This is a genomic window from Streptococcus sp. 27098_8_23 (genome assembly GCF_041432195.1).
In the GTDB taxonomy this organism is placed as follows: domain Bacteria; phylum Bacillota; class Bacilli; order Lactobacillales; family Streptococcaceae; genus Streptococcus.
Genome location: NZ_JAPVZF010000007.1, coordinates 17,107 through 41,473, shown reverse-complemented (window position 1 = coordinate 41,473; position 24,367 = coordinate 17,107). Strand labels below are relative to the sequence as shown.

Sequence of the window (24,367 nt, the reverse complement as noted above, 5' to 3'; positions counted from 1 at the left end):
TTAGTTAGTCTGTGAAATAAAGTAAAATTTCTCTCGAATACTGATGATCGCGTCAGTTATCCTTCTACAGTCTTTCTATCTAGTGTAACAAAAAAGCAGTAATATTTCAACTGCTCTTTCTTATTTATTTCGCATAATCTACTGCACGAAGTTCGCGAATCACGGTTACCTTGATATTTCCTGGGTAATCGAGATTATTTTCAATTTTCTCACGAACTTTGTGAGCCAAGATTGTGACTTTGTCGTCCTTGATTTGTCCTGGATTAACCATGATACGGATTTCACGTCCTGCTTGAAGAGCAAAGCTATTTTGCACTCCTTCAAAGCCATTGGCGATTTCTTCCAAATCATGGAGACGCTTGATGTAGCTTTCAAGAGACTCGCTACGAGCACCTGGACGCGCTGCACTCAAGGCATCTGCTGCAGCAACGATCACTGCAATGACACTTTCGGCTTCGACATCACCGTGGTGGCTAGCAATGGTATTCACCACAACTGGGTGTTCCTTGTACTTACGAGCCAATTCCGTACCAATCTCAACGTGGCTACCTTCAACCTCGCGGTCAATAGCTTTCCCGATGTCGTGAAGGAATCCAGCACGACGGGCAAGAGCTGCATTTTCACCAAGTTCACTGGCGATGATACCAGATAACTTAGCAACCTCAATCGAATGACGCAAGACATTTTGTCCATAAGAAGTACGGAACTGCAAACGTCCCATAATCTTCATCAAGTCTGGATGGAGGTTTGGCGCACCAATCTCATAGGCAGCAGCCTCCCCATATTCACGGATTTTATTGTCAATCTCCTGACGGTTTTTCTCCACCAACTCTTCGATACGAGCTGGGTGGATACGGCCATCCTTGAGCAACATTTCCATGGTCATACGAGCAATTTCACGACGAATCGGATCAAATCCTGACAAGGTTACCACTTCTGGCGTGTCGTCAATGATGACATCTACCCCTGTCAAACTTTCAAAGGTACGAATATTGCGACCTTCACGACCGATAATGCGTCCCTTCATGGTATCATCTGGTAGGTGAACTGTCGAGTTTGTTGACTCTGCTACATAGTCACCAGCGATACGCTGCATAGCCTGAACCAAGATATCTTTCGCAATCTTGTCTGAACGTTCCTTGACTTCTTGCTCTGCCTCACGAATGCGGCTAGCAATTTCCTTGGTCAAGTTTTCCTCTGTCTGAGCCAAGATAATATCTCGAGCCTCAGTTTGGGAAAGCGAGCCGATACGTTCAAGTTCAGCTTCTTTTTGTCTTTCGACTTCCTCTAATTGCTCTTCACGTGCATCAAGGTTTTTTGCTCTATCAGAAATACTTTGTTCTTTTTGTTCAAGTGTTTTTTCTTTGTTCGTCAAATTGTCGTCCTTACGGTCAAGGCTCGTAGCTCTCTCCGTCAAACGACTTTCGATTTGCTTGAGCTCCTGACGTTCTGACTTAAATTCAGCGTCCACTTCTTCACGGTATTTTCTGGCTTCCTCTTTGGCCTCCAATAGTGCTTCTTTTTTAAGAGACTTGCTTTCGCTCTTGGCTTCATTTAGCAATAAATCCGCTTCGCGCTCAGCTTGTCCTCGTAAATTAGTTGCTTCTTGTTCAGCATTTAGAAGCATCAACTCTGCAGCTTCTTGAGATGATTTCATCTTAGCTGAGATGCTGACATATCCAATGACTAAACCAATGATGACGGCAAAAACAGCAATCGCAAGTGTCATGATTTCCATGTTTTTACCTCATTAAATTTGTTTATCGAATGACATACATTCCTTAATATTCTATCATAAAAAACCGATTTTCACAAACCCAAATTGAAGAGTTTTGTGTGAATTTTAGGACTACAATTCTTCGGATCCCTTCAAACTTTTATACACATCATCAAAAAATATATTTGCTACTCTCTTCTTGAACGAATCATTATTTAATAGAGCACCATACAAATCCTGACTCTGAGAGTACCCTTCTATCAAGACATTGTCAATTTCTTCTTCAAAGGCAAATACGAAATCTTCCCTAGAATTGACACGCGCAGATTGTTTAAGCCTTGGATTCTTTTTCATCAATTCACGAATCGAAACAGCTCCACTTAAGCCAACTTGCTGGTCAATGTTCAAATTTAACTGTTCGTTCATTTCGTCTAAGATTTCAGATAAATGTTTTTCTTGATCTCCAGTAACATCGCTCAAACTTGGTTTAGGAAGAGTTAATTCAGGCTGATATTCCAACTCAGAAACTGCCCTGAAAGAACCTGTTTGCTTATGTTTCATATAATCAACGACAATCTTATCTGCAATTGTAAAATCATTTCCTCCTAAACGAACATCAATCATCTTAACAAGACTTTGGAGATAGTTATATCGTTCGTGTAAAACCTCATTTTGATAAGCCGTTGCCTGAATCAAGAAAGTATACATCCGAAGAAAACCGCGAATAACCTTTCGAATAGACAATTGTTCTTTTTCATCAAAACGTTTCACTCTATCATAACCTTTATTCAACAAAGCGACCATCTTTTGCTTTTCTCTACTTGAACGTTTTTCTTGATATAAAAATTGATTAAACTCTTGAACCTCTTCGCTGTCCAGAATACCATATTCATCAATTTTACGATCCAACTTTAAGACATCACTAGGAGCAATGGTATCAGCTAAAATCGTCTCTCGATAGTAGGGAGCAAAGGCTGACCGAATATCGTCGTAGGTATTTTTAAAATCAAGGATAAATGTTTTCTTGTTATAGCCTCTAATGATCCGATTCAGGCGTGACAACGTCTGCACCGCAGCCACACTACGCAATTTTTTATCCACATACATGGCAACCAACTTAGGTTGGTCAAAACCAGTCTGATACTTGTTCGCAACTATCAACACCTGATAAGCATCAGTATCAAAACGTTCTTTTAATTGCTCTTCCTTAAACTGATTCATCTGAGATTCCGAGAACTCTCTCCCTAGATAATCAACCTTACCAGAAAAAGCAATCAAGGTGCCAATACTGGTGATACTGTGATCTCTAAAGTATTTCTCAAAAGCCAACTGGTACTTGACCGCCACTTCACGACCAGAGGTCACAAGCATGGCTTTTCCTTGACCACCCAACTCTGCCATAATATCATGACTGATAAAATGGTCCATGATAATCTCAACCTTTTGATTGATATTCTCATCAGATAATTCCACGAATTTAGCAATCTTACGCTTAGCAAGCGTGGTTTTTAGTTCAGGATCTTCTTCTACTACTTTATTAAGTTGGTAGTAGGTTTTATAAGTTGTATAGTTATCTAAGACATCTAGGATAAAACCTTCCTCTATAGCTTGCTTCATACTGTAGACATCAAAAGGGGCTTTAGAGCCATCGGGCTGTGTTGTACCAAACAACTGTAGGGTAGTTGCCTTAGGAGTTGCTGTAAAAGCAATGATTGAAACATTGTCTTGCTTTCCTGTACGCGCAATCTCCTGCTCAATGGCATCCGCAACTGTCACTTCCTGAATCTCATCAATGGTGCCATCCTCCGTATCCGTTTCAGTCAAGACCTGACTAACTGAACTCATGTAGGAGCCTGTCGTTGAACTATGGGCTTCATCAATCAGGATAGCAAATTTCTTTTTCGCAGTGTTCCCTACAGACATCCAGTTGGATTGGTTGATCTGGGCAAACTTATGGATAGTCGTTGCAATGATCTTTGTGTTCCCAGCAATGGCATCAGCTAAATCACTAGATGTCTCACGATCACCCATCACCTTCACAACACCGTTCTTATGATTAATCTGTCTAACAGCATCTTGTAACTGACGGTCTACTACTATACGGTCTGTAACAATTAAAACTGTATCGACGATATTTCTATTTTGGTCATCATGAAGTGAAACCAGACTATGAGCCAACCATGCTATGGTATTGGTTTTACCGGAACCAGCCGAATGCTGAATCAGATAATTACTATCAGTATGGTTGACTTTCATGTCTTCTAGGAGACGGCTAACAGCTCTTCGCTGATGGTACCTAGGAAAAATCAGTGTTCTTTTTTTATGATCATTCTTATCAAGCTCAAAGAAGATAAAACTTTCAATCAGCTGAAGAATACTATCCTTGGTCAATACATCAAGCCACAAGTACTCTGTATCTACACCATTAGGGTTGTGAGGATTGCCACTCCCCATATCAATACCTTCCCCTTTCCCCATATTAAAGGGAAGGAAGTAGGTCTCTTGACCCTTCAACTGGGTTGTCATATAGATTTCCATAGTATCTACAGCAAAGGAAGCCAAGACTCCCTGATCAAAACGAAAGAGACGATTATTAGGATTGCGACCTTTGAGTTGTTTGATGGCATCCTGAACTGACTGACCACTAGGATTAAACTTGAGCTCGATGGCAAATAGCGCTAATCCATTGATAAAGATAACAAGGTCAATGCGACCGCCCTCTTCATAAACCACTTCCTCAATTACCGACAAACGATTGGCTTGGTATTGCTGAAGGGACTTTTCATTAAAACTAGTCGCAGGTTTGCGATAGAGGAGGCGCAATTGCTTGTTTTCAATGAAGACACCTTCTTTTAAGGCGAACAAAAACCCACCCTTGACGATTTCTGTATTGATGAGATTAATGATCGTCTCCTTACTCAGTTTTTTAAGGAGATAATCCATGGTCTCTTCCTGAGTCTCCATCAGAAAATCCCATAGGAGTTCCTCATCCATGGCTAATCGAGGATTGTACTGAGCAGCATCCCGCTGGATATAACCATTTTTTTCTTTCAAATCTTTGATAATCCACTGCTGGAAATCATAACGCTCCTTCAAGCCCAAATTTGCCATAGCTTCTCACTTTCTTTTTCTATAATTCAATTAAAATTTCGTTATAATACAAATTTAAAGTTTACAATGAATTTCTTAAAATCTAAAAATGATAAAACAGATATTTTATTGTACTTCAATATTATCTTTTTTATCTTTCTGACGTTTATCTGCAAGTGAATCTTCGTATTCATTTTTAGCAATACCCAATTTCTTTGCATTTGTAATCACAGAAATAAAGGCCTCAAGAGACTCTGCTGTTAGATATATCTCTTTACTTTTTTCATTAAAAGTGAAAGGTGTTTGAAAAAACTGTTCTGATAATTCATTCGCTTTCTTTACAAATTCCCATTCATAGCTCGATGCTTCATCATTATATTTTGCAAGCAAATTAATCAATTTACGATGACTTTTTAATTTAGCTTTTATTTTTTTAGATTCTTCATCAGATACCTTCACTTTAAAATCCGTCGATAATTTAAAATCATGAGATAAAAATTTCTCATAATTCTCTTCAGCCTTGATTATTTTTGACTCATTAAAACCAAACATAATTTCATAATCCTGAACATTAAAGATATATTGTACAGTTTCATTGTTTTCAGTTTTTTCAGCATAACTTATGATGAACGGAAGACTTCTTCCCTCATTTTTTTCTATATCAACTATTCTAACTTTTCCAGAAGTAACAGTAGCAATAAATCTAGTTTCTAATTTCGCGGCTCGAATTGATTTCAAAAAATATTTGTACTGTACACCATCAATTTCTTCACAAACTAGATACAATCGTATATCTTCAAAGTCCTTTAGAGGAGGTAAATCTGTTTCTAATTGAGATGAGACTAATTGTATTCTATCTATTTCAGACTGGAGACTCTCATCAACCTTTCTATAAAATGGAACTTCCGTATTATTCCCATTCGTTTCAACATTTTGTAATGACTCAATTGATTCTTCAAATTTTTCCTTTAAAGTTGATTTCTCAGAATTTGGATTATTAGCAAATTGAATATTATGTATATAATCACTAGCTTCATCTGAGATAACTTTTCTAAAATTTTTCAATTTTCCAAGTGACTTACCTCGTCCAGCCTGCCAGCCAATTGCATATATTTCTACCATTCTACTCTCCTATTTCATCGTTTAATACTTCTTGATCAAAAAAAACAAATGTTCTTGCCATTGTACCAGTGTTTCCTAGAGTACAAATCCTTTTCACACCAGAAAATACAGCCGAGTCTTTTCGAAAGAAAAATATATTGTAGTTATCTTTTGTTACTAATAAATTGATACCAAAAATAGGTAATATCAAGTTTGGAAAAATATCATTGCTAAGCATTAATAACACAAAAAAGAAAACAATAATTATAATTACTGCTAGAGCACTAACTCCATTCATAAATTTCAAAACTAAAGAGGGTACGATGGTTGACGATACAAAGGATATGAATCCTGGATTTATTTTTGGTCCGTCTTGAATATCAATCACTTTGCCTTGAGAATTATTTTTCAACGTGACCTTAGATACATTAAAATTTAAAACAATATTTTTAACAATATTTTCTTCACTCCTCCGTCCGTTGATATATCCACGTATACTGTAAATTGATATTAGCATTATAGAAAGTAATACTGATAACATAAGAAAATGCCACAAGTTCCTACTTAAATAACAAGGTAACGACTCAGTCTCTTTTAATAAAAAATGATGAATATCTACTAATGAAAAATAAATCAATAAAAATGCGGGAAAAAATGCGGTAAAAAAGTAAGCTAAACGAAATTTTAAATCAGTTCCAAATAGCAATCCTACACCCTCCTCTTCCCTGTCACATAATCATAAATAAGAGTTTGTCGTTGTTTATTAATATTTTCAATTTGCTGATTCTTGATTTGAATTAGTTTATTGATACTTTCAAGTTGGTTATCTAGATATTTTACACATTTTTGAATTACTACATCATCAGGAATTGCAACTTTAAAATCAGATATTTCACCAGAAGATATATTAGGTTGGGCAGAACCGTTTGAATTTAATTGAATATAGCTCATGAAGGAATCAGTAGATAAACAATAATATATCCATTTGTTTATCTCAGACTCTATAATACCTACGCGTTGATTTATAACACTATATACATTAGGTTCTTGATTAACAAATGATATCTTACCTACAGTTGCACCACTCATGGCTATTAAAATTTGACTTTTTCTAATTCTGTAAAAGTCTAACTTACTATTAAAACTAGTAAAAACATTTAATGATGCATTAAAATCTATACCGGATGACTTAAAATCTCCAATTCTAATAACCTTGACACCTGTTTGCTCCATAGTTAAATGTTTACTATCAAAAGCATAACCATTTTTAAATTTAATTAAATACTTAAGTGGCTTCACTCCCCACCCCTCAGGCACCTGTCCGATCCAGTCGATTCCTGAATCTTTCATAAGGGCTGTTTTATCTAATCCTTTTGTGACGGTCTCATAAATCAAGCTAGCTCGGTAGTCTTTGAGTTTTTGAATTTGCTCCTCCAGTAGACTTTTTACCTTATCCAACTGGGCAGTTTTCTTGTCTAGAACCTCTACAATTTTTTGCTGCTCCGATACAGGAGGTAGGATAACTTTTATTCTTTCTATAACCCCCATTCCTATATTTTGTTGAGTTCCAAAAGACCAATTAAATTCTACTTGGGATTTAAACAGAGTAGATAACAAATAAAAATAAATGTATTTTTGAATAGCTAATGTTTTATTACATCTAATTAAAGCTAACGGAGACCAAATATCAAAAATCTCTTCCGTATTGACTATACCAACATTTCCTGTTGTTGCACCGGATTTTACGATAAAAATATCATCTTTTTTGGGCGAAATTTTTTTCTTAAAACGTTCATGATCTTTTAATGAAATATATCCACGCTTATAATTAAAATCCAAAACGCCATCTTTTACAGCTTCTGCAGATAAAAATGGGATTCCTGTATCAAATAATACTGGTGTTTCATGCGGTCCATCAGTAACAGGTGTCTCTACTATATGCTTTATTGGCCTTACTCTCCACTCTTCTGGTATCTGTCCGATCCAGTCGATGCCACTCTCTTTCATCCTAGTCATGTTTTAGTTCCTCCAAGAGAGTCTGTAGCTCTGCTTCTAGGTCATAGAACTCTTCCAAAAGCTTCTCTGCACTTTCTGGTGCTTGGTAGTGATAGAAATAGCGGGTAAAAGGAATCTCGGCTCCATAGCCCTTTTCTTCATCAAACCAGTAGTGAGCATCAGGTACATGGGGATAGACCTCACGCGCAAAGTAGTCTTCAACATCCTCTGTCAGCTTGACGATTTCACTATCCTTGGTGGTCTTATCATAGACAATCCCTCCAGCAATCTCATTTGGCTTGTCTTTCTTCTTAGTACGGATGACTTCTGCTGTCTTGTCCATCTCACTCATAGCTAGAGCTAAAGCATTGATATTGGCAGGTGTTACCTTGATGTCTCCCAACAAGTCCTTAATGACTTGGACAAAGCTTTCAAAGTTAGGAAAACTATCCTCCGTGATTCCCTCACGAAGAGCATCCAAGATAGCTTCTTGCTTGTCTTTCCCAGCTTCAAAGCCTTGTAATTTTTTCTCATCCTTGGCTGAGCGTGGTTCCATCTCTAGCAATTCTTGATACTGGTATTCGTCAAACAGTTTAGCTAGGAAAGGAACACTTTTGGCCTTCTCAATGGTTTCTTCAGTAATCCAGCCACGACGTTGCAGAGGTTGCATGACTGTATATTCTCGGTAAAGAAACTCTTCCTTATCAAAGATTTTCACATGGTCATTTTCTTTGAAATCATCATACCATTTGAGGATATGGCGGATATTGTCATGAGACAACTCACGACGTTTTTGTCCCAGAGATTTACGCAAAGGAACAAACTCCTCTGTCGCATCGATAAACTGAACCTTATTTTGACGCTCAGGAGATTTGTTTTTATTATAAATCCAGATATAAATCCCAATCCCTGTATTGTAGAAAAACTGTCCCGGAAGGGCAATAATAGCTTCTAGCAAATCATTCTCAAGAATGTAACGACGGATCTGACTTTCTCCAGATGAAGTACCTCCAGAAAAGAGAGGTGAACCGTTTGAGATGATAGCAGCACGCCCATTTTCTTCTAATTTAGCTAAACCATGAAGATGGAACAGAAGTTGGGCATCGCCAGTTCCCGGAGTCGCTACAAAACGTCCTTTTTGACCTTCTGTACTCTCAAAGAGATTATGATCTCTTTTAACTGCGTCTTCTACGCCATCATCTGCATCTTTCCCGCCCCAGGATTGACCAAAAGGAGGATTGGCAATGATAAAACTCATCTTCTTATCTGGGAATGGATCCGGATCTTTTAATGTATCGGTCTTCACGAAATAGTCTGAGTCTTCCTGACGAATCAACATATCCGCTTGACCAATCCCGAAAGTCTCAGGTAAAACTTCCTGACCAAAAAGACGGACAGTTGCCCCTGTATCGAGCTTACGGATATAACTTTTAGCTGTAGCCAGCATACCACCTGTCCCAGCAGCCATATCTAAGATTTTCAACTCTTTTTTATCGACAAATAATTCTTCATCAGCTTCGATCAAGAGTAGATTGACCATCAGAGCAATAACTTCACGAGGCGTATAGTGGGAACCTGCCTCCTCATTTTCAGAAAAACGACGGATAATATCCTCGAACATATAACCCATCACCATTGAGTCCACAGAACTTGGCGACAAATCAATCTGAGAAAATTTCTTAATCACTGTAAAAAGACGTCCAGACTGTGCAAGTGTACGGACCTGCTCTTTAAACTTAAGGTTTTCGATAATGTCCTTCACACGACAAGAATAACCATCTAGGTAGGCTATAAAATTTTCTTCAATCGCATTGGGATCATTTTGGAGGTTTTCTAGCGTGAAAGAACTGGTGTTATAATATTTGTAGCCAGATTTATTCTCAAGAACCTTCTCAGGTGTATTGGGATTTGACTTATAAAGTGCAACTACTTCGTCTTTCGTTGGCAATAAAGCAGCTTCCAAGCGAGTCAAGACAAACATCGGAATGATAACATCTCGATACTTATCTGCACGGTAAGCCCCACGTAAGGTATTCGCAATCGACCAAACTGCATTGACCACATTTGAAATCTGAACATCGTTCGACTGGAATAGCGGTAGTTTTTCTTTGAAATTAGACATTTGCTTCCCCTGTTTTTATTATTAACAATTCTCTTCATTATACCACAAAATAAGAGTTATTAAGCGGATTCAAGGGATAAGAATCTAATTATTATACTAATAATTTCTCACTGATTTTTTAACTTAGGAAGTCTATCATTCTCCAAAAAATTTTATCTTCAATTGCCTATCTAAAATTTCTAAAATAAAAAAGCCTACCTTTCAGTAGACTTAGTAATGATCTTTGAAGGACAAGAAAGCGATGTTATCCCCATCCATCATATAAATCAAGCGATTTTCTGCATCAATGCGACGTGACCAAGCTCCTTGATAGTCATACTTCTGGTTTCCCCATTCCTACAAAAGGATCGCGTTGAATATCCTTGATTAATTTATTGATTCTTTTTAATGTCTTCTTATCTTGGTTTTGCCAGTAGCAATAATCTGCCCAGGTATCTTCTGTAAACTTGAGCAACATCCATTACTCCTCAATCACATGTACCTGAGTGCTTCCAGCACGAACTTGAGCCATTCCTCGCAAGACCTTGTCGGAAAGTTCCTTATTTTGAGCGATTCTCAGGGTTTCCTGAATACTATCCCACTCGCTCTTTGAAAGGACTACAATATCCTCATCTGGATTTTTATTGACCACCGTTAAAGGCTCAAATTCATCGTTTACCTTCTTCATGTAGTCTTTTAAATGATTTCGGAATGTTGAGTAAAGAACTGCTTCCATAACCATACCTCGTTTTACCTCTTTTCCACTATTATACACAAAAAGAAAGAAATTGTCAGGAACTTGTACAAGATTTTTCTTTTCTATCTATTTATTCGAAAATCTTCTAAAAAAGCCTACCTTTTAGTAGACTTAGTTTGATTCTATTCCAATCGGCACTCTGCCGAAATTCTGCTCTGCTATACTTGGCTGTCCTAGTTGGTAGATCTGGTCTGCCTTTTGAGTCATAGCATCCCAAGGTTCTTTGCCAATTCGACTGACTAGATGGACCTGCCCTTTCAGTGACTTGAGGTGTTGTCTGCCTTTTTCGGTAAAGCCAAGGACATGGATACCTTCTGGCAAGTCACTTTCTCTAGCTTGCACCAAGATATAAGTCAATAGGCGTCTGACACGCGCTTTTGTGTAACGTTTGGTGGCAACCGCCTCGACCAATTCCTCCACAGACTGGGCTTTTTTGATAGCTTCCTTGATGCGCACCGCCATTTCTTGATTGACCTGATAGATGGTCGTTAGTTCTGGATTTGACAAGATTTGATAGCGGAGAAATGGAAAATAGTCATCCCATCTTACCTTACTGGCCTGTTCAAAGAGAGCAACAGAAGGCATAAAGCGTTCTAAGAAACCTTGGTCTGATTGATGCTGACGAAGGGCTGTCGCCGAGGCAAAGTCCACATCCTTGTCCACAGAATGATAACCCGCTCCCTGACGCTGAATCGGATGGAGTTTGATTCTACGTCCCGCAACCGCCTTGGCATAGGCCAAAGCTAGAACATGATTGGGCGTATTGCCAGAAAAATCAAGGCCTGCAAATTCCTTCCACATAGCTTGAGTTTTCTGGGGATAGGAGAGGGAATCAGGCAGATTTTCCACAAATTTCTCCATCTCAGTGCCTTGCTCCGTGTATAGGTCAGCAATTTTCTGATAATCCAGAACTTCCTCCGTCCCGAAAGCTAGAGTATCAATCCCCAAGCGAGCCAAGATATCCACAGCTCCTTGTCCAAAGAAATCCGCTGCCTGAACACTGACTAAAAAGGGTAATTCCACTACCAGATCCGCTCCATTTTCCAGCGCCATCTGGGCCCGTGTCCACTTGTCCACGATAGCAGGCTCCCCTCTCTGCATGAAATTCCCAGACATGGCAACGATTTTCAGTCCCTCCGCCTGCTCAAGCAGATATTTGTGCCCATTATGAAAAGGATTAAACTCCGCGATAATACCTGTGATGGTCATAATGTTCTCCCATTCTAATGACGAAATCTACGATACCGCTCAGGCAATCTTCCTCTCCAGTTAAGCCATTGTTTTTCTCCTACTGGAAGGATTTCTGCCAGTTGTTCATTACTATAATTTTTTTGTAACTCAGGATAAGCTATCAACATAGTTGGCCTATGGCATCCAGCAACTGTCATTGGCCATGTTCCATACATCAGCATATGTCGGATATCATCCTCCGATTTTATTTCATTTACTAACATATCAAAAAGTTTCTTAGACATATCGTAAACGACTAACTCTGAAAATACGGTTCCTTCTTCCTGAACATAGAAGTATTGTCCATCTTTCTCCCAAAGCGTTCCATTTTGACGAATACGATTAAACTGCGAAACTTCTTCCCAAGAATATTTTGATCGAACCATATCCATCTCCTACTTCTGCGCGACAAAAAACCAACGGGTGCTGGTTTCTGTCGGCCCCTTGTCCTCAAAGTCCGCATAGAGTTTGAAAGACTTGAAACCAGCCTGTTCCAGCAAAATATCATAGGTCAAGACCTCATAGGTTCGCTCCTCATGCACTTCATCGTGGCGACTAAAGGAACCGTCCGCTTCCTTGACAAAGAAGGTCAACTCATGCACGATGGAGTGAGGAGCCGCATCCTCATAGGTATCCCAGAGCATAGCGAAATCTTCCGCATTTTCATGGTAGGAATAGCCTGGAAAAACTTCATCTGTCTGGTAAGTTGAATGCACATCAAAGATGAATACTCCGTCTTCATTGAGGGCATTATACACTTCCTTAAAGACGTCTCCTACCTCTACCTCATCCTGCATGTAGCAGATAGAGTCCGAGTAACACGTAACAAAGTCGTACTGACCAGCCTTGGACAAATCCAGCATATTGCCTTCAATAAAATCAATCTTTTGCTTGGCTGAAGCCGCTCTTTTCTCCGCAATCTTCAACATATCCGCGCTCAAGTCAAGTCCTGTCACATCAAAGCCAGTTTGAGAAAAGCGGACAGACTGGATACCTGTTCCACAAGCCAATTCCAAAAGTTTCTTTCTCTCCTTGGTCTTAGGCAAATGACGTAGAGAAAAATCCGTCCATTTATCGTATAAACTATCATCCATCACAGCATCGTAAACAGCCGCAAAGGTTTCATAAGTCGCCATATTCATGATACCAAGTCCGCCCGTAATCGGAATGAAAATTAGGAGCTTGACGATGGAGCCTAGCTCCAAGGAAGGCTATCTATTTTCCGACGATTACAGGACGGGTTCAAATCCTTTCTAAGATACAAAGAGCGTTAAAAGCAAGGAGAAAATAGGAAACTTTCTGCTGTATCGTCAAATACAAAGGAAGTTACTCTTTTTCTCGCAGCATTTAGTTCGTATTCAGTTTCGAGATGAACAAAACACGACGCCCTCACCTTTCTATCCATTTTTTCTAAAATAAGCAAATAAACCCAGTTGCCTGCAACTGAGTTCATCTACTAGGCCAACGCTTCTGAAATATCTACAGACTCCGCCTCATGCCATAGTTTTTCTAGGTTATAATGGGCACGCATTTCTTCTGAGAAGATATGCACAACGACACCGCCGAGGTCCAACAAAACCCAACCTCCCGCTGCATCGCCTTCAACATGGCTGCCTTTAAAACCTGCTTCCGCTACTTTTTCACGGATATTATCTGCGATAGCGTCCAACTGACGACTATTCATCGAGCTAGTGATAACAAAGTAGTCTGTCACGCTGGTCAAATTCTGTACATCAAGTGCAAGGATATCCTCCGCACGTTTTTCATCAGCCGCTTTCACGACTAGTTCTAGTAATTCTTTTTCGTTCATTTAGTCCTCTTTCAAATAGTGCACAAAGGCGTTATAGGTTTCCAGGGTTTGGGGATAGATGGGGAATCCCTGATGAGCTAGATGCTCCACGGTACGAGCTGTTTCGTAGGCCACTGCCTTATTGAGCGATAGCACAGCAATCTCACGTGCCTCGTCCACTCCAGGAAAGGCACGATTGTGCTCGATATAATCTGCGACGTAGATGACTTTGTCTAGATCGGTCATCTGACCAGCTCCGACTGTATGGATTTCAATAGCTCGCAGGATTTCTGGATCATGCAAATCCAAATCTTCCTGAATCTTGTAGATGCCAACCATGCCATGCCAGACATTATTACCCCAATTTTTGAGGTCAGGATCTAGCCGGTAACGGTCAATCAAGTCTAGAAATTCCTGATCTGACAGCTTTTTAGCATAATCATGAAGAAGGCCTGCTAGACCCGCTTTCTCGGTATCGACTCCAAATCTCTCCGCTAACTCTATGGCTGCACGCTCCACCCCCAAACAATGGGTTAACCGTTTTTCAGGTAGAAGCTCTGCCATTTTTTCCAACAAAGCCTCTCGGGAGCAGTTGATATAGTCTTGGTAGGCCATCAGTAGAGCCCCTCCTTCTCGATGTAGTCTAACACTGGCTGAGGTAGGAGAAAGTTAGGTTTCCGACCTTGGGCAATGAAGTCACGCACCATGCTGGACGAGATGTCCATGAGAGGCACATCCACCCAGATAACTGGATAGGAAGTCCCTGCCTTGTAGCGTGGGCGCTGAACCCCAACAAACTGAACCATGTCGACCAGCTCATCAATTCGGTACCATTTAGGCAGATAGTCCACCATATCAGCCCCGATAATGAAGTAATAATCCGTATCTGGATGTTGCTCTGTCAAAATCTTCATAGTGTCGTAGGTGTAAGAAATGCCCTTGCGCTCCAGCTCAATAGTTTCAATGGCTAAGCCTTCAATCCCCTCAATCGCCAATTCAAGCATCTTGAGCCGATGGTGCTCGGGGATGGTTTCCTTTTTATCCACATGAGGTGGTTGGTATTCGGGCATAAGCAGGACCTGGTCCAGTCCTAACTGTTGTCGTACTTGGTCCGCCACAACAAGATGGGCATTGTGAACAGGGTTAAAATTCCCCCCTAAAATCCCGACTTGTTTGCGTTTTTTCTCCTTGATTTCTGGCTCCAACTCTACCTTGGTAAAGGGAGTCAATAATTCGATTGCCATAGGCTCGTCTTCCTTTAATTCTCTGTAAAAACAGTTGTTTGGAGTAGGTGTTTAGATTTCTCTGACTTTTTTAGAAATCTTGCGATTTTCTTTCTTGCTGGATTGTTTAAACAAGATCAAGATGCGTCCGATTTTTTGGACAGTATCCACACCGATTTCTTCTTCCAAGATTTCAGCTACTTCGTGGATGTTTTCATCTGTGTTTTGCAAGAGCGTGACTTTAATCAATTCGCGGGCGTCGAGAGCCTGACGGACGCTAGTTTTGATTTGGTCGTTGAGACCATTTTTTCCAATTTGGATGATGGGTTTGAGGGTGTGTGCCTGGCTGTTGAGGAAGGCACGTTGTTTCGATGTTAATGACATAATCTTTCTTCCTTTTTTGATAGTTATTTTAGGTGGTGAGGGACGGTCGGAACTAATTTTTCAAAGATCTCATCTTTGAAAAATGGATTTCCTGACCTCACAATTGAGCTTGGGTCTCAAGTGTGCCCCTTGCCAATCTAACGATTGGCAATCACACCACGGCAATAACTATCTTTTTATGAGCTCACTTTGTTCGCTCAGTGATTTTATTTTAAATAATGGCTTTTCGTGTGACGACGGCGACGCCTTCTGGTGCCCAAACGGCGACTTTGGCGCTACCTGTTACGCGGATCCAGCCTAGGCCTGAGATGACCAGGTCTGTCTTGTCCTTAATGGTAAATACATGCTGGACTAGTTTTGGGAAATCTTCTTTTTCCTTGCTATTTGGTGGTGTCAAAAGGGTTCCAAGGTGTTTGTCATAAAAGGCACTAGCGCCTTCTAGCTTGGTACGGTGGAGTTTGAGTTCATTGTCAAAGAAGGCTGTGAAGCCTTGTTTTTCTCCTGATATAAAGTCAAAGCGTCCGAGACCACCTAGAAACAGGGTTTGTTCAGGGTTAAGCTGATAGGTTTTGGGCTTGATTTCCTTTTTAGGGCTGACATACTTGAGGTTTTTAGCCGTCAAGTAGTGAGCCATCTGGTGGCGATGAATGATCCCCGGTGTATCGTAGATATAAGATCCGTCGTCAAGTGGGATCTCAATCTTGTCCAAAGTTGTCCCTGGGAAGCGCGAAGTCGTGATGACATTCTGGTCACCCGTTATTTCTTGAATAATGGCATTGATGAGAGTTGACTTTCCAACGTTAGTCACACCGACCACATAGACATCGCGTCCCTTACGATAATGCTCAATCTTATCAATGACTTCCTTAATGGCATGCTTGTTTTGAGCTGAAGTCAGGACGACATCTACTGGACGAAGTCCTTCTTCGTGGGCACGTTCCATAAGCCACTGGCTAATCTTGCTCGGTTTAACAGACTTGGGCAGAATATCTTTTTTATTTCCGACCAAGAGAACATCATTACCCGATACAAAGCGTGGCAAGCCTGGGATGACAGAGCCATTAAAGTCAAAGATATCAATGACATTGACCACCAAGGCATCACTGTCTCCAACCTCGTGCAAGAGTTTGAGGAAATCATCGTCCGTCAACTGAACATCTGTGATTTCATTGTAATGACGGAGACGGAAACAGCGTTGGCAATAGACTTCGCCTGTCTCCAAACCTTTTTCGAGTGCCGACTGGGGCGTAAATCCAAAACCAGCCTTGTCTGTCGTCTGAATGGTTGCTCCACAACCAATACAGAGAATTTCTTCCATAGTTAAATTCCTTTTTTATATGTAATCGGTCCGTACTTTTCAGTGATTTGCTTCATGACACGACGCTCGCGAGCTCGGTTGATTTGCGTTTTGATGGAGTCGTGTTGGACCAAGGGTTTGACCAAAATTGAGCGAATGCCTGCACGATGGGCTGCTCGTATATCTGTCATAAGTTGGTCGCCGACCATGACCACTTCATTTTTCTCATAATGGAATTCTTTCATGGCACGGTCAATCCCAAATGTGAAAGGCTTCAAGGCCCAATAAACGTAATCAATCCCAAATTTCTCAACTGCACGTTGAACTCGTTTTTTGGTGTTATTTGAGACCACGATGATGCGGATACCCGCGTCACGGAGGTCATGTAGCCATTGCTTCATTTCTGGCGTCCCATCAGGGTTGTTCCAAGCAATGAGGGTATTGTCCAAATCGACCAAAACAGCCTTGATTCCCTGCGCTTGCAGGCTTGGGACTGTCAGATCATATACTGCTTCCACAGCAAAATCTGGCATATAATTTTCAATCGCCATTCTGGCTCCTTTTCTTTTTAATTTCTAGCAATTTTCTTTAAACATTGGGCTAAGACTACCCATAAAATGAGACTAGCTAGCAAAATATAAATCCAAGCATTTGGTTCATCTGCAAACGGTAAGGGAACATTCATTCCGAAGAATCCTGTAATAACTGCAAGGATAGCTAGCAAGACTGAGATAATTGTCAAAGTTGTCAAATTATCATTTAGATTATTATTTAGGATGTTGTTGTAAGAGGCTGAGAGTTGTTGCAAAACTTGAGAAATCAAGTCTGTCATCGAAACCAACTGATGCGCTTCAATCATGGCATCGTCAAACTGCTCTCTTTCTACCTCATTAAAATTGCGATAAAGAGCATGCCCTTGGATGTGTTCCAAGAGGAGACGATTTTGTTTGGCAGCTGCTGTCAGGTAAACCATACCAGTTTCCAAGTCAGAGAGGGCAAAAAGATTTTTTTTAGTTGTTTTTTGACGAAGAAGTGCACTGATTTCATCCTTACTTTTATCCATTTCTTCAATAACCGGATAATAAGCATTGCTAATAATCTCTAAACTGGCAAAAAGAAATTTGTAGATTGAAACAACTTCATGGCTTTCAAGGTAGGTTGCCATACGTTTAATCACATAACTATTCTTGTGATTGCTAATTGTGATCAGCCGTTGTTTTTCAACGATAAAGGTCATCGGAATCGCTTCATAATACTCTTTGTCTTTTTCTAAATCAAGAACATTATAAATGAAGGTGACCGTTCCCGTTTCACGGTGATAGTCCATGTGGGCACGCTCATTTCTATCCAGAGCATACTCAATGGTTTCCTTGTCCAATCCATAGACATCCGAAAGGTCTTCCATGTTTTTAATCTTGTCCACATCAAGGTCTATCCATGTACAATCGTGACCTAATTTTTTCTCTACAAATAGCATACTCTCTCCTTTACCAAACTCCTTCTATTGTACCATAAATCTGCTAAAATAGCCGGCCTATTCAGTACGAGATAGATTGCTGACGACGGTGATATTGCGATTGGGAACAAAGTGAAGGGCTTGATCGTCACCTCGCAGTTGCGTTGTACGGATCCCTACGCTAACGACCTTTCCAGAAACGGTAATCGGTCCATTTGTGAGAACCACTTCATCACCCACATCAAGCTGGCGTTCAAAGAGGATGAAGAAGCCATTAATGACATCGGATAGAAAGCCTTGCGCCCCCATACCAATGGCCACCCCAGCAATCCCCGCACCAGCAAGGAGGCTGGAAACTGGCAAACCTAAAATAGACAGGATGCAATAGAGCAAGAAGAAATAAAGAATGTAGTTAAAGACATTCTCCAGCAAACGAGAAATGGTCTTTTGTCTGCCAGCATCTCGATTGGAAAATTTAAGTGAGGGCTTGACAATCTTTCGTACAGTCGCATGAAGCATCTTTTTAGCTATATAAAATAGTAAAAACAAAATCAAAAGAGAAATCACTTTGGTCAAGAGATTCTCTAACATGGTTGTTAAATCAAGTTTATCAAAATAGCGTTGAAAAAAATCTTGCATATAAAACTCCTTTTTCCTATTATACCATAAAATCGCCCTTCTCTTTTCTTTCATAATTATTCAATTATCGGCCCTATTTTCAAAATATCACTTGCCTCTATAGCATATTTATACTATAATTATAAACAATACATTTGAAGGAGACTGCTATGAAACGAATCATTAGAGCCTGGACCAAGGCAAGCCTCATCAAACGAATCCTTATTGGAATGATTTTTGGAGCGACATTGGGGATGCTCTTTCCAAACCTTACAGGAATTGGTCTGCTTGGAGACCTCTTTGTAGGTGGACTGAAAGCCATCGCTCCTATTTTGGTTTTTGCCCTTGTTGCCAATGCCCTTTCCCAACATCAAAAGGGACAAAATACCAATATGAAGACTGTTATTTCCCTATATTTGCTTGGAACCTTTGCTGCTGCATTGGTGGCTGTTCTAGCTAGTTTCTTACTGCCTGTGCAAATCACCCTGACCAGTGCAAATACAGAAGTTGCTGCTCCTGACGGTATTGGTCAAGTCCTCAGCAATCTCCTGCTCAAACTGGTGGACAATCCCTTGAATGCCATTGTTGAAGCCAACTATATCGGGATTCTCTCTTGGGCAGTTATCTTTGGCTTGGCTATGAGAGAGGCAAGTAAACACAGCAAAGAATTGCTGAAAACCATGGCAGATGTCACTTCTAAAATCGTAGAATGGATTATCAATCTAGCACCCTTTGGGATTTTAGGTTTGGTGTTTAAGACCATCTCTGACAAGGGCATTGCCAGTCTGGCTAACTACGGTGTCCTCCTAGGACTTTTGATTACTACCATGGCTTTTGTAGCTCTCATCATTAACCCACTCATCGCCCTTCTCTTTATGAGGAAAAATCCCTATCCCCTTGTTTTGAAATGCCTACGTGTCAGTGGCATTACAGCCTTTTTCACTCGTAGCTCTGCTGCCAATATCCCTGTCAATATGAAACTCTGCCAAGACCTGGGACTGAATCCTGACACCTACTCTGTCTCCATCCCGCTTGGATCGACTATCAATATGGCTGGTGCTGCCGTTACCATAAATGTCCTGACCCTGGCTGCCGTCAACACACTCGGAATTTCGGTAGACTTTGGGACAGCATTTGTGCTCAGTGTCGTGGCTGCCATTTCTGCCTGCGGTGCCTCTGGAATCGCTGGGGGATCCCTTCTCCTCATTCCTGTCGCTTGTAGCCTCTTTGGGATTTCCAACGACTTGGCTATGCAGGTTGTCGGGGTCGGTTTTGTGATCGGAGTCGTGCAAGACTCCTGCGAAACAGCCCTGAACTCTTCAACAGATGTTCTCTTTACAGCGGTTGCCGAGTATGCTACAAACCGAAAACTTCGTCCCTAGTCTCTGATTCCTCGTTAAACACTTGACTCTATTAGTTTAGGAAATTTTCATGTCTCTCACTCAACGTACGACAAAACTGATCTTAGCGACCTGTCTCGCTTGTTTTCTCGCTTATTTTTTAGATTTATCATCAGCAGTTTCAGCTGGAATTATCGCCCTCTTAAGCCTCTCTGACACACGCAGAAGCACGCTGAAATTAGCACGTAACCGCCTCTTTTCCATGCTCCTAGCGCTCGCTATCGGTGTTCTAGCCTTTCAGCTGACGGGCTTTCACATCTGGAGTCTGGGCCTCTACCTGGCTCTCTATGTCCCTCTTTCTTACAAAATGGGCTGGGAAATCGGCATCACCCCTAGCAGTGTCTTGGTCGGTCATCTCTTGGTACAGGAATCTACTTCTCCAGCTCTCTTGCTCAATGAAGTGCTCCTCTTTCTCATCGGGACAAGCTTTGCTCTATTGGTCAACCTTTATATGCCCTCTCGTGAGAAAGCCATCCAAAGCTACCACCTTCAGGTCGAGGAAAAGTTAAAAGACATCCTGCTTCGCTTTAAATACTATCTGTCAAGAGGAGACGGGCGCAATCAAGCCCAACTCGTTGACCAATTAGACAACCTCCTCGATGAAGCTCTCAAACTGGTCTACCTGGATCACTCGGATCACCTCTTTCACCAGACGGACTACCACATCCACTACTTTGAGATGAGACAGCAACAAAGTCGTATCCTGCGAAATATGGCCCAGCAGATCAATACCTGTCATCTGGCCGCAAGTGAGAGTTTGATCTTGGCCCAGCTCTTTTCTAAGATTGCTGCCCAGCTAAGCCAGACCAATCCTGCTCATGACCTACTTGATGACATCGAACGCTATCTGCAAGTCTTCCGCAATCGGAGTCTCCCTAAAACACGTGAGGAGTTTGAAACCCGTGCCACCCTCTTGCAGCTACTACGCGAAGCCGAAACCTTTATCCAAGTCAAGGTCGATTTTTACCAGAAATATGGAAACTAGAACGCAAAGAACCTCAGAGGAAGTCCTCTGAGGTTCTTTTGTTTTGGATTTGGGAGGACAGCTTGTTTGACCATTCTCCTTTGAATCATCAAGATAGGGATATTTTCTGGAAAACATGAATCCCTAACACGGCTAGCCATACTTAAAAAATCACATACTATTTCATCAGTAAGATTAACTTTCGTAACAATCCAAGCTAGAAGACTTTATACTTTTCTCCCGCATAACCGCAAGGGATATAGCCTGCTTGATATAAAGCATACAAATCATCATAAAATGTTGACTCAGCTTGGGGAACCTCTTTTTTAATGGTCAGGTACCTAGCTATGCCAATGATATCAAATAGAATCTGATCTTTCATGGATGCTACCAGTTTACCTTCCCCGATCAAGTTATCTAATCGTGCTTCAATTTCAGGAATTATTTCCTCTTTTGCGCTAATTCCCAGTGAGTTCCAGTGCTTATAAATGTCACTCTGGTTTTTAAAAAGATAGACACTAAAATCACCATCTTTCTCTAATACAAAATTCTCCCATTTTAAACTATTAATATTCTTCTCCGCTTCTTGCAGTTTCTTTATCTGTTTGATGGGAACAGTCGTTTCTCTGCTTTTCTTTAAAAAGGGGAGTGAAATCAAACTTTTAATAACGTCATCATTTATTTTCATAAATAACCTCTATTTTATATAGGAAAACCGATTTCCTCACATTGTCTCTTCCTGCAACTGTCCACTTTCAACTAGCTTTTTATAGTATCGTTTGCTATACCATTCTCGGTCTGATATCTTTAAATAAACCTTATACTCTTCTGGGTATTTGTGGATATAGTAGGCTTGAAAGATATGGACATTGAACATAAAGGCGATAAAATGAGCTCCAATAACAAACCAAATCGGCAAAAACAAGCCTAAAATGTAGAAATACCACTGAAGAGGGACTTGATACAGCAGATGATAGACCAGCGAAACTGGAAAGAGAACTGCCGTGGTTCCAGCGAGAATTCTGACTAGCTGCTTGAGGATTGACTTTTCCTCTTGATCATTTAGTCTGCGCTTGAGATTCTGGATACTATTGAGAATAATCCAGAAAAAGAGAGCCATACCTATCCCAAGCTCAAGCCAGAAGCCCAGCCATGTATAAGCATCATAGGCCACTGCACTGGCAAAGTACAGTCCTGATATGAAAGCGCAAATGGACATGGCAAAGTAGAAGGGAAAGTAGGTCCAAAGCTGGCTAGTCAAACGTTTTTTGGGCCAAAAAACAAGCACCATTCCTAGATAGGATATCACATATACCGTCAGATTAAAGGGCTTTAGAAAGCTACTCATGTTATGAATCAGCAGTCCTGCTTCCAGAGAAATGATATGAACATCGCTATCTACACTGATAAACTCTGGTATCCCGATTAATACGCCATAGATCAGAATCCCTGAAAAGCAAAATCCAAGAATAATCACTGTAAAGAGGCGGTTGATGATGCCCATATGAATGGGGTTGGGCATCCCTGCGGTCAGAGCAAAATCCCCCTGGGTCACAATTCGCTTACTTCTTTCAAAGTCTGCACCGAAAATACGGATGTCTTTCATTTTTCATCTCCAAATTTCATCTGGCAAAACGCCGTATATCCTTGATAATCTTCCATTTGAGGAGGCCATCACATAGCAACTATCGTAGCAGCTACACCTCGCTTCGTTAAAGATACAGCACTCACTTTCTGGGATTTGACTGTTCCCTAACACCTAGTTACACGTTTCGCTCTCCGGTTCTTTCTTGAACAAGATTTTCCCTTGGCTGTAGAGCTTCATAATCTTTACAAAACGAACGGGATTGTTTTGGTTGTACAACAAAAAGAGCACGAAAAACATTATACCTGCTCCCCAAAAATCATAGCCGCGTTCGATCAGTTGCCCAAATTTTTGAGTACAGTCGTAAAAAACATACAAAAGATAGATAACAAAGGCAAGTATGATGTAACGAGTGATTCGATAGATCGTAGCAGATGCCTCAGCTGGATCAAAGTGTTCGTCCCTTACCATCAAATTATGTGACACTGCATAGTAAAAGACCTTCTCCGTTGTTGGCTGAGCCTTGCGCACATTTTTATAAAGTCCTCGCTCAAGAATTGCGGTAAACAATAGAAACTCAGCCAGCCACAATAGTAACACATAGCTCAAACTGGTCCAATTATAGACACCAATATCCAAGGCTGAAAGGAGGCCATAGAGACCAGGTCCACCTGCCATCAGAAAAATAACCATTTCAGGAATGTAAGCATTGGTCTTATAAGCACCTTCCGTATTGAGTAAAACACTCTTTGGAGCAGCCAAGGCCTCCCCAGTCTTTTGGTCATAGTAAACCGCCTGACCATCGCATTCTCCGATAAAAACCCGACGACGTCTCAGAAAAAACATACTCTACCTCTTTCTATCTCATTCTTTCAAAAAAAGATCTTAGTCCTTCTGCACTTCCTTGATAACAAATTCTTCATCCGTCCCCATACTCACTTCCAGATAGACATCTGGATTGTCATCCGCTCGGCAGATGAGGCTCAGTTTTCTAGCATAAAAGCGGTCCAGGATATCAAATATTCTGGGTAAATTGTTTTGGTTATAAAGAACAAATGTCAAGCCTAATAAAAGTCCTGTTAGGATAATCTTGATAATCTCTCCTCCGATGGGAGTGCCCAACCTCTCTTGGTAATTCCAAATAAAATTATAGGCATAGAAAAATCCAACCAAGGGAACCAGAGAAAGCAATGCTCTTATCCAGCGTGTAGCGTTGCGACTATCTTTTTCACTCATCTCTGCCTCAGCTTCCTTTGTTTCCTCTGACTTTTCCATAAGCGCCAGACAAATAGTTTGAGTAGTCACCTGAGCCCTGTTGACATTTCGATACAAGGCGCGTTCAACAAGGATGGTGATGAAAGCAAACTGCCCTAACCAAATGAGAAGAACACTCCAGAAGGTAGACATGGTATAGGTTCCTTGTATAAACAAGCGGAAGAAGGAAATCAACCCACTACCACTTGATAAGAAGAGAACTACCAATAGGGGGATATGGCGATTCATCCTACTAGACTTTTCTGTATCCAAGAGCTTGCTCTTTGGTGCCTCCAAAAGTTCGTGGGTTTTGCGATCATAATAGATTGCTTTATCATAGTATTGGTTAAAAAATATCCGACGTCTTCCTAAAAACATCTCTTTCTCTTTCTAGTTTCTTTCAGGA

Annotated in this window: 24 protein-coding genes and 1 pseudogene; 2 read left to right on the top strand and 23 right to left on the bottom strand. The window is 40.7% G+C overall.

The window, feature by feature from the left end; genetic code table 11:
* Positions 1–124 precede the first annotated feature (124 nt).
* The 19 genes and pseudogenes from O3652_RS08510 to O3652_RS08420 form a co-directional block, all read right to left on the bottom strand.
* Positions 125–1,738 carry a ribonuclease Y gene (locus O3652_RS08510; RefSeq protein WP_000404959.1) on the bottom strand — a complete coding sequence of 538 codons (1,614 nt, stop codon included), beginning with the start codon at positions 1,736–1,738 and terminating at the stop codon, positions 125–127.
* 111 nt (positions 1,739–1,849) lie between these two features.
* Positions 1,850–4,828 (bottom strand): type I restriction endonuclease subunit R, encoded by a 2,979-nt coding sequence (locus O3652_RS08505; protein ID WP_371590291.1) that lies wholly within the window; start codon positions 4,826–4,828, stop codon positions 1,850–1,852.
* Between the two features lie 105 nt (positions 4,829–4,933).
* The gene (locus O3652_RS08500) at positions 4,934–5,929 is read right to left on the bottom strand and encodes a hypothetical protein (protein ID WP_371590290.1); all 996 of its coding nucleotides are present in this window, start codon (positions 5,927–5,929) and stop codon (positions 4,934–4,936) included.
* Position 5,930: 1 nt separating this feature from the next.
* The gene (locus tag O3652_RS08495; protein WP_371590289.1) at positions 5,931–6,614 is read right to left on the bottom strand and encodes a hypothetical protein; all 684 of its coding nucleotides are present in this window, start codon (positions 6,612–6,614) and stop codon (positions 5,931–5,933) included.
* Between the two features lie 2 nt (positions 6,615–6,616).
* Entirely contained in the window at positions 6,617–7,924 is a 1,308-nt protein-coding gene (locus tag O3652_RS08490; RefSeq protein WP_057488678.1) for a restriction endonuclease subunit S, read from the bottom strand.
* A complete protein-coding gene (locus O3652_RS08485; protein ID WP_371590287.1) occupies positions 7,917–10,025 on the bottom strand; it encodes an N-6 DNA methylase in 2,109 nt (702 codons plus the stop codon). Before O3652_RS08485 ends, O3652_RS08490 begins: the two co-directional genes overlap by 8 nt.
* A 210-nt stretch (positions 10,026–10,235) precedes the next feature.
* Positions 10,236–10,482, bottom strand: a pseudogene (locus O3652_RS08480) (Txe/YoeB family addiction module toxin).
* A 3-nt stretch (positions 10,483–10,485) separates the two neighbouring features.
* Positions 10,486–10,740, bottom strand: coding sequence for a type II toxin-antitoxin system Phd/YefM family antitoxin (locus O3652_RS08475; RefSeq protein WP_000388572.1), 255 nt, complete (start codon positions 10,738–10,740; stop codon positions 10,486–10,488).
* A gap of 132 nt (positions 10,741–10,872) precedes the next feature.
* Positions 10,873–11,970, bottom strand: a complete 1,098-nt coding sequence (locus O3652_RS08470) for a nucleotidyltransferase (protein ID WP_371590286.1) — start codon at positions 11,968–11,970, stop codon at positions 10,873–10,875.
* 14 nt (positions 11,971–11,984) lie between these two features.
* Positions 11,985–12,377: a hypothetical protein gene (locus O3652_RS08465; RefSeq protein ID WP_000252453.1), complete on the bottom strand. Its 393-nt coding sequence runs from the start codon at positions 12,375–12,377 to the stop codon at positions 11,985–11,987.
* A 9-nt stretch (positions 12,378–12,386) separates the two neighbouring features.
* A complete protein-coding gene (locus tag O3652_RS08460; RefSeq protein ID WP_285834993.1) occupies positions 12,387–13,127 on the bottom strand; it encodes a class I SAM-dependent methyltransferase in 741 nt (246 codons plus the stop codon).
* A 320-nt stretch (positions 13,128–13,447) separates the two neighbouring features.
* Complete coding sequence (gene rsfS / locus O3652_RS08455) at positions 13,448–13,801, bottom strand: ribosome silencing factor (RefSeq protein WP_001003033.1); 354 nt, start codon at positions 13,799–13,801, stop codon at positions 13,448–13,450.
* Entirely contained in the window at positions 13,802–14,395 is a 594-nt protein-coding gene (gene yqeK / locus O3652_RS08450; RefSeq protein ID WP_000331220.1) for a bis(5'-nucleosyl)-tetraphosphatase (symmetrical) YqeK, read from the bottom strand.
* On the bottom strand, positions 14,395–15,024 hold the full coding sequence (locus O3652_RS08445) for a nicotinate-nucleotide adenylyltransferase (RefSeq protein WP_000963713.1): 630 nt from the start codon (positions 15,022–15,024) through the stop codon (positions 14,395–14,397). The genes yqeK and O3652_RS08445 overlap by 1 nt, the downstream gene beginning before the upstream one ends.
* A gap of 51 nt (positions 15,025–15,075) precedes the next feature.
* Positions 15,076–15,387, bottom strand: coding sequence for a ribosome assembly RNA-binding protein YhbY (gene yhbY / locus O3652_RS08440; RefSeq protein ID WP_049504777.1), 312 nt, complete (start codon positions 15,385–15,387; stop codon positions 15,076–15,078).
* Between the two features lie 211 nt (positions 15,388–15,598).
* Positions 15,599–16,705, bottom strand: coding sequence for a ribosome biogenesis GTPase YqeH (yqeH, locus tag O3652_RS08435; RefSeq protein WP_371590284.1), 1,107 nt, complete (start codon positions 16,703–16,705; stop codon positions 15,599–15,601).
* Positions 16,706–16,707: 2 nt separating this feature from the next.
* On the bottom strand, positions 16,708–17,235 hold the full coding sequence (locus O3652_RS08430; protein WP_006153778.1) for a YqeG family HAD IIIA-type phosphatase: 528 nt from the start codon (positions 17,233–17,235) through the stop codon (positions 16,708–16,710).
* Between the two features lie 17 nt (positions 17,236–17,252).
* Positions 17,253–18,161 carry a magnesium transporter CorA family protein gene (locus O3652_RS08425; protein ID WP_268699874.1) on the bottom strand — a complete coding sequence of 303 codons (909 nt, stop codon included), beginning with the start codon at positions 18,159–18,161 and terminating at the stop codon, positions 17,253–17,255.
* 57 nt (positions 18,162–18,218) lie between these two features.
* Entirely contained in the window at positions 18,219–18,779 is a 561-nt protein-coding gene (locus O3652_RS08420) for a mechanosensitive ion channel family protein (RefSeq protein WP_001150572.1), read from the bottom strand.
* A 149-nt stretch (positions 18,780–18,928) separates the two neighbouring features.
* On the opposite strand from O3652_RS08420, the gene sstT reads away from it, so the two are divergent.
* Both sstT and O3652_RS08410 read left to right on the top strand, forming a co-directional pair.
* A complete protein-coding gene (sstT, locus tag O3652_RS08415) occupies positions 18,929–20,140 on the top strand; it encodes a serine/threonine transporter SstT (protein ID WP_268699875.1) in 1,212 nt (403 codons plus the stop codon).
* A 49-nt stretch (positions 20,141–20,189) separates the two neighbouring features.
* On the top strand, positions 20,190–21,143 hold the full coding sequence (locus tag O3652_RS08410) for an aromatic acid exporter family protein (protein ID WP_371590283.1): 954 nt from the start codon (positions 20,190–20,192) through the stop codon (positions 21,141–21,143).
* Between the two features lie 196 nt (positions 21,144–21,339).
* On the opposite strand, the gene O3652_RS08405 is transcribed toward O3652_RS08410, so the two are convergent.
* The 4 genes from O3652_RS08405 to O3652_RS08390 all read right to left on the bottom strand — a co-directional run bounded on the left by O3652_RS08405 (position 21,340) and on the right by O3652_RS08390 (position 24,339).
* Positions 21,340–21,810: a hypothetical protein gene (locus tag O3652_RS08405; RefSeq protein ID WP_070568037.1), complete on the bottom strand. Its 471-nt coding sequence runs from the start codon at positions 21,808–21,810 to the stop codon at positions 21,340–21,342.
* 36 nt (positions 21,811–21,846) lie between these two features.
* Complete coding sequence (locus tag O3652_RS08400; RefSeq protein ID WP_070568040.1) at positions 21,847–22,728, bottom strand: beta-carotene 15,15'-monooxygenase; 882 nt, start codon at positions 22,726–22,728, stop codon at positions 21,847–21,849.
* A gap of 153 nt (positions 22,729–22,881) precedes the next feature.
* Positions 22,882–23,553 carry a hypothetical protein gene (locus O3652_RS08395; protein WP_070568043.1) on the bottom strand — a complete coding sequence of 224 codons (672 nt, stop codon included), beginning with the start codon at positions 23,551–23,553 and terminating at the stop codon, positions 22,882–22,884.
* Positions 23,554–23,592: 39 nt separating this feature from the next.
* Complete coding sequence (locus tag O3652_RS08390) at positions 23,593–24,339, bottom strand: hypothetical protein (protein ID WP_180364432.1); 747 nt, start codon at positions 24,337–24,339, stop codon at positions 23,593–23,595.
* Positions 24,340–24,367 lie beyond the last annotated feature (28 nt).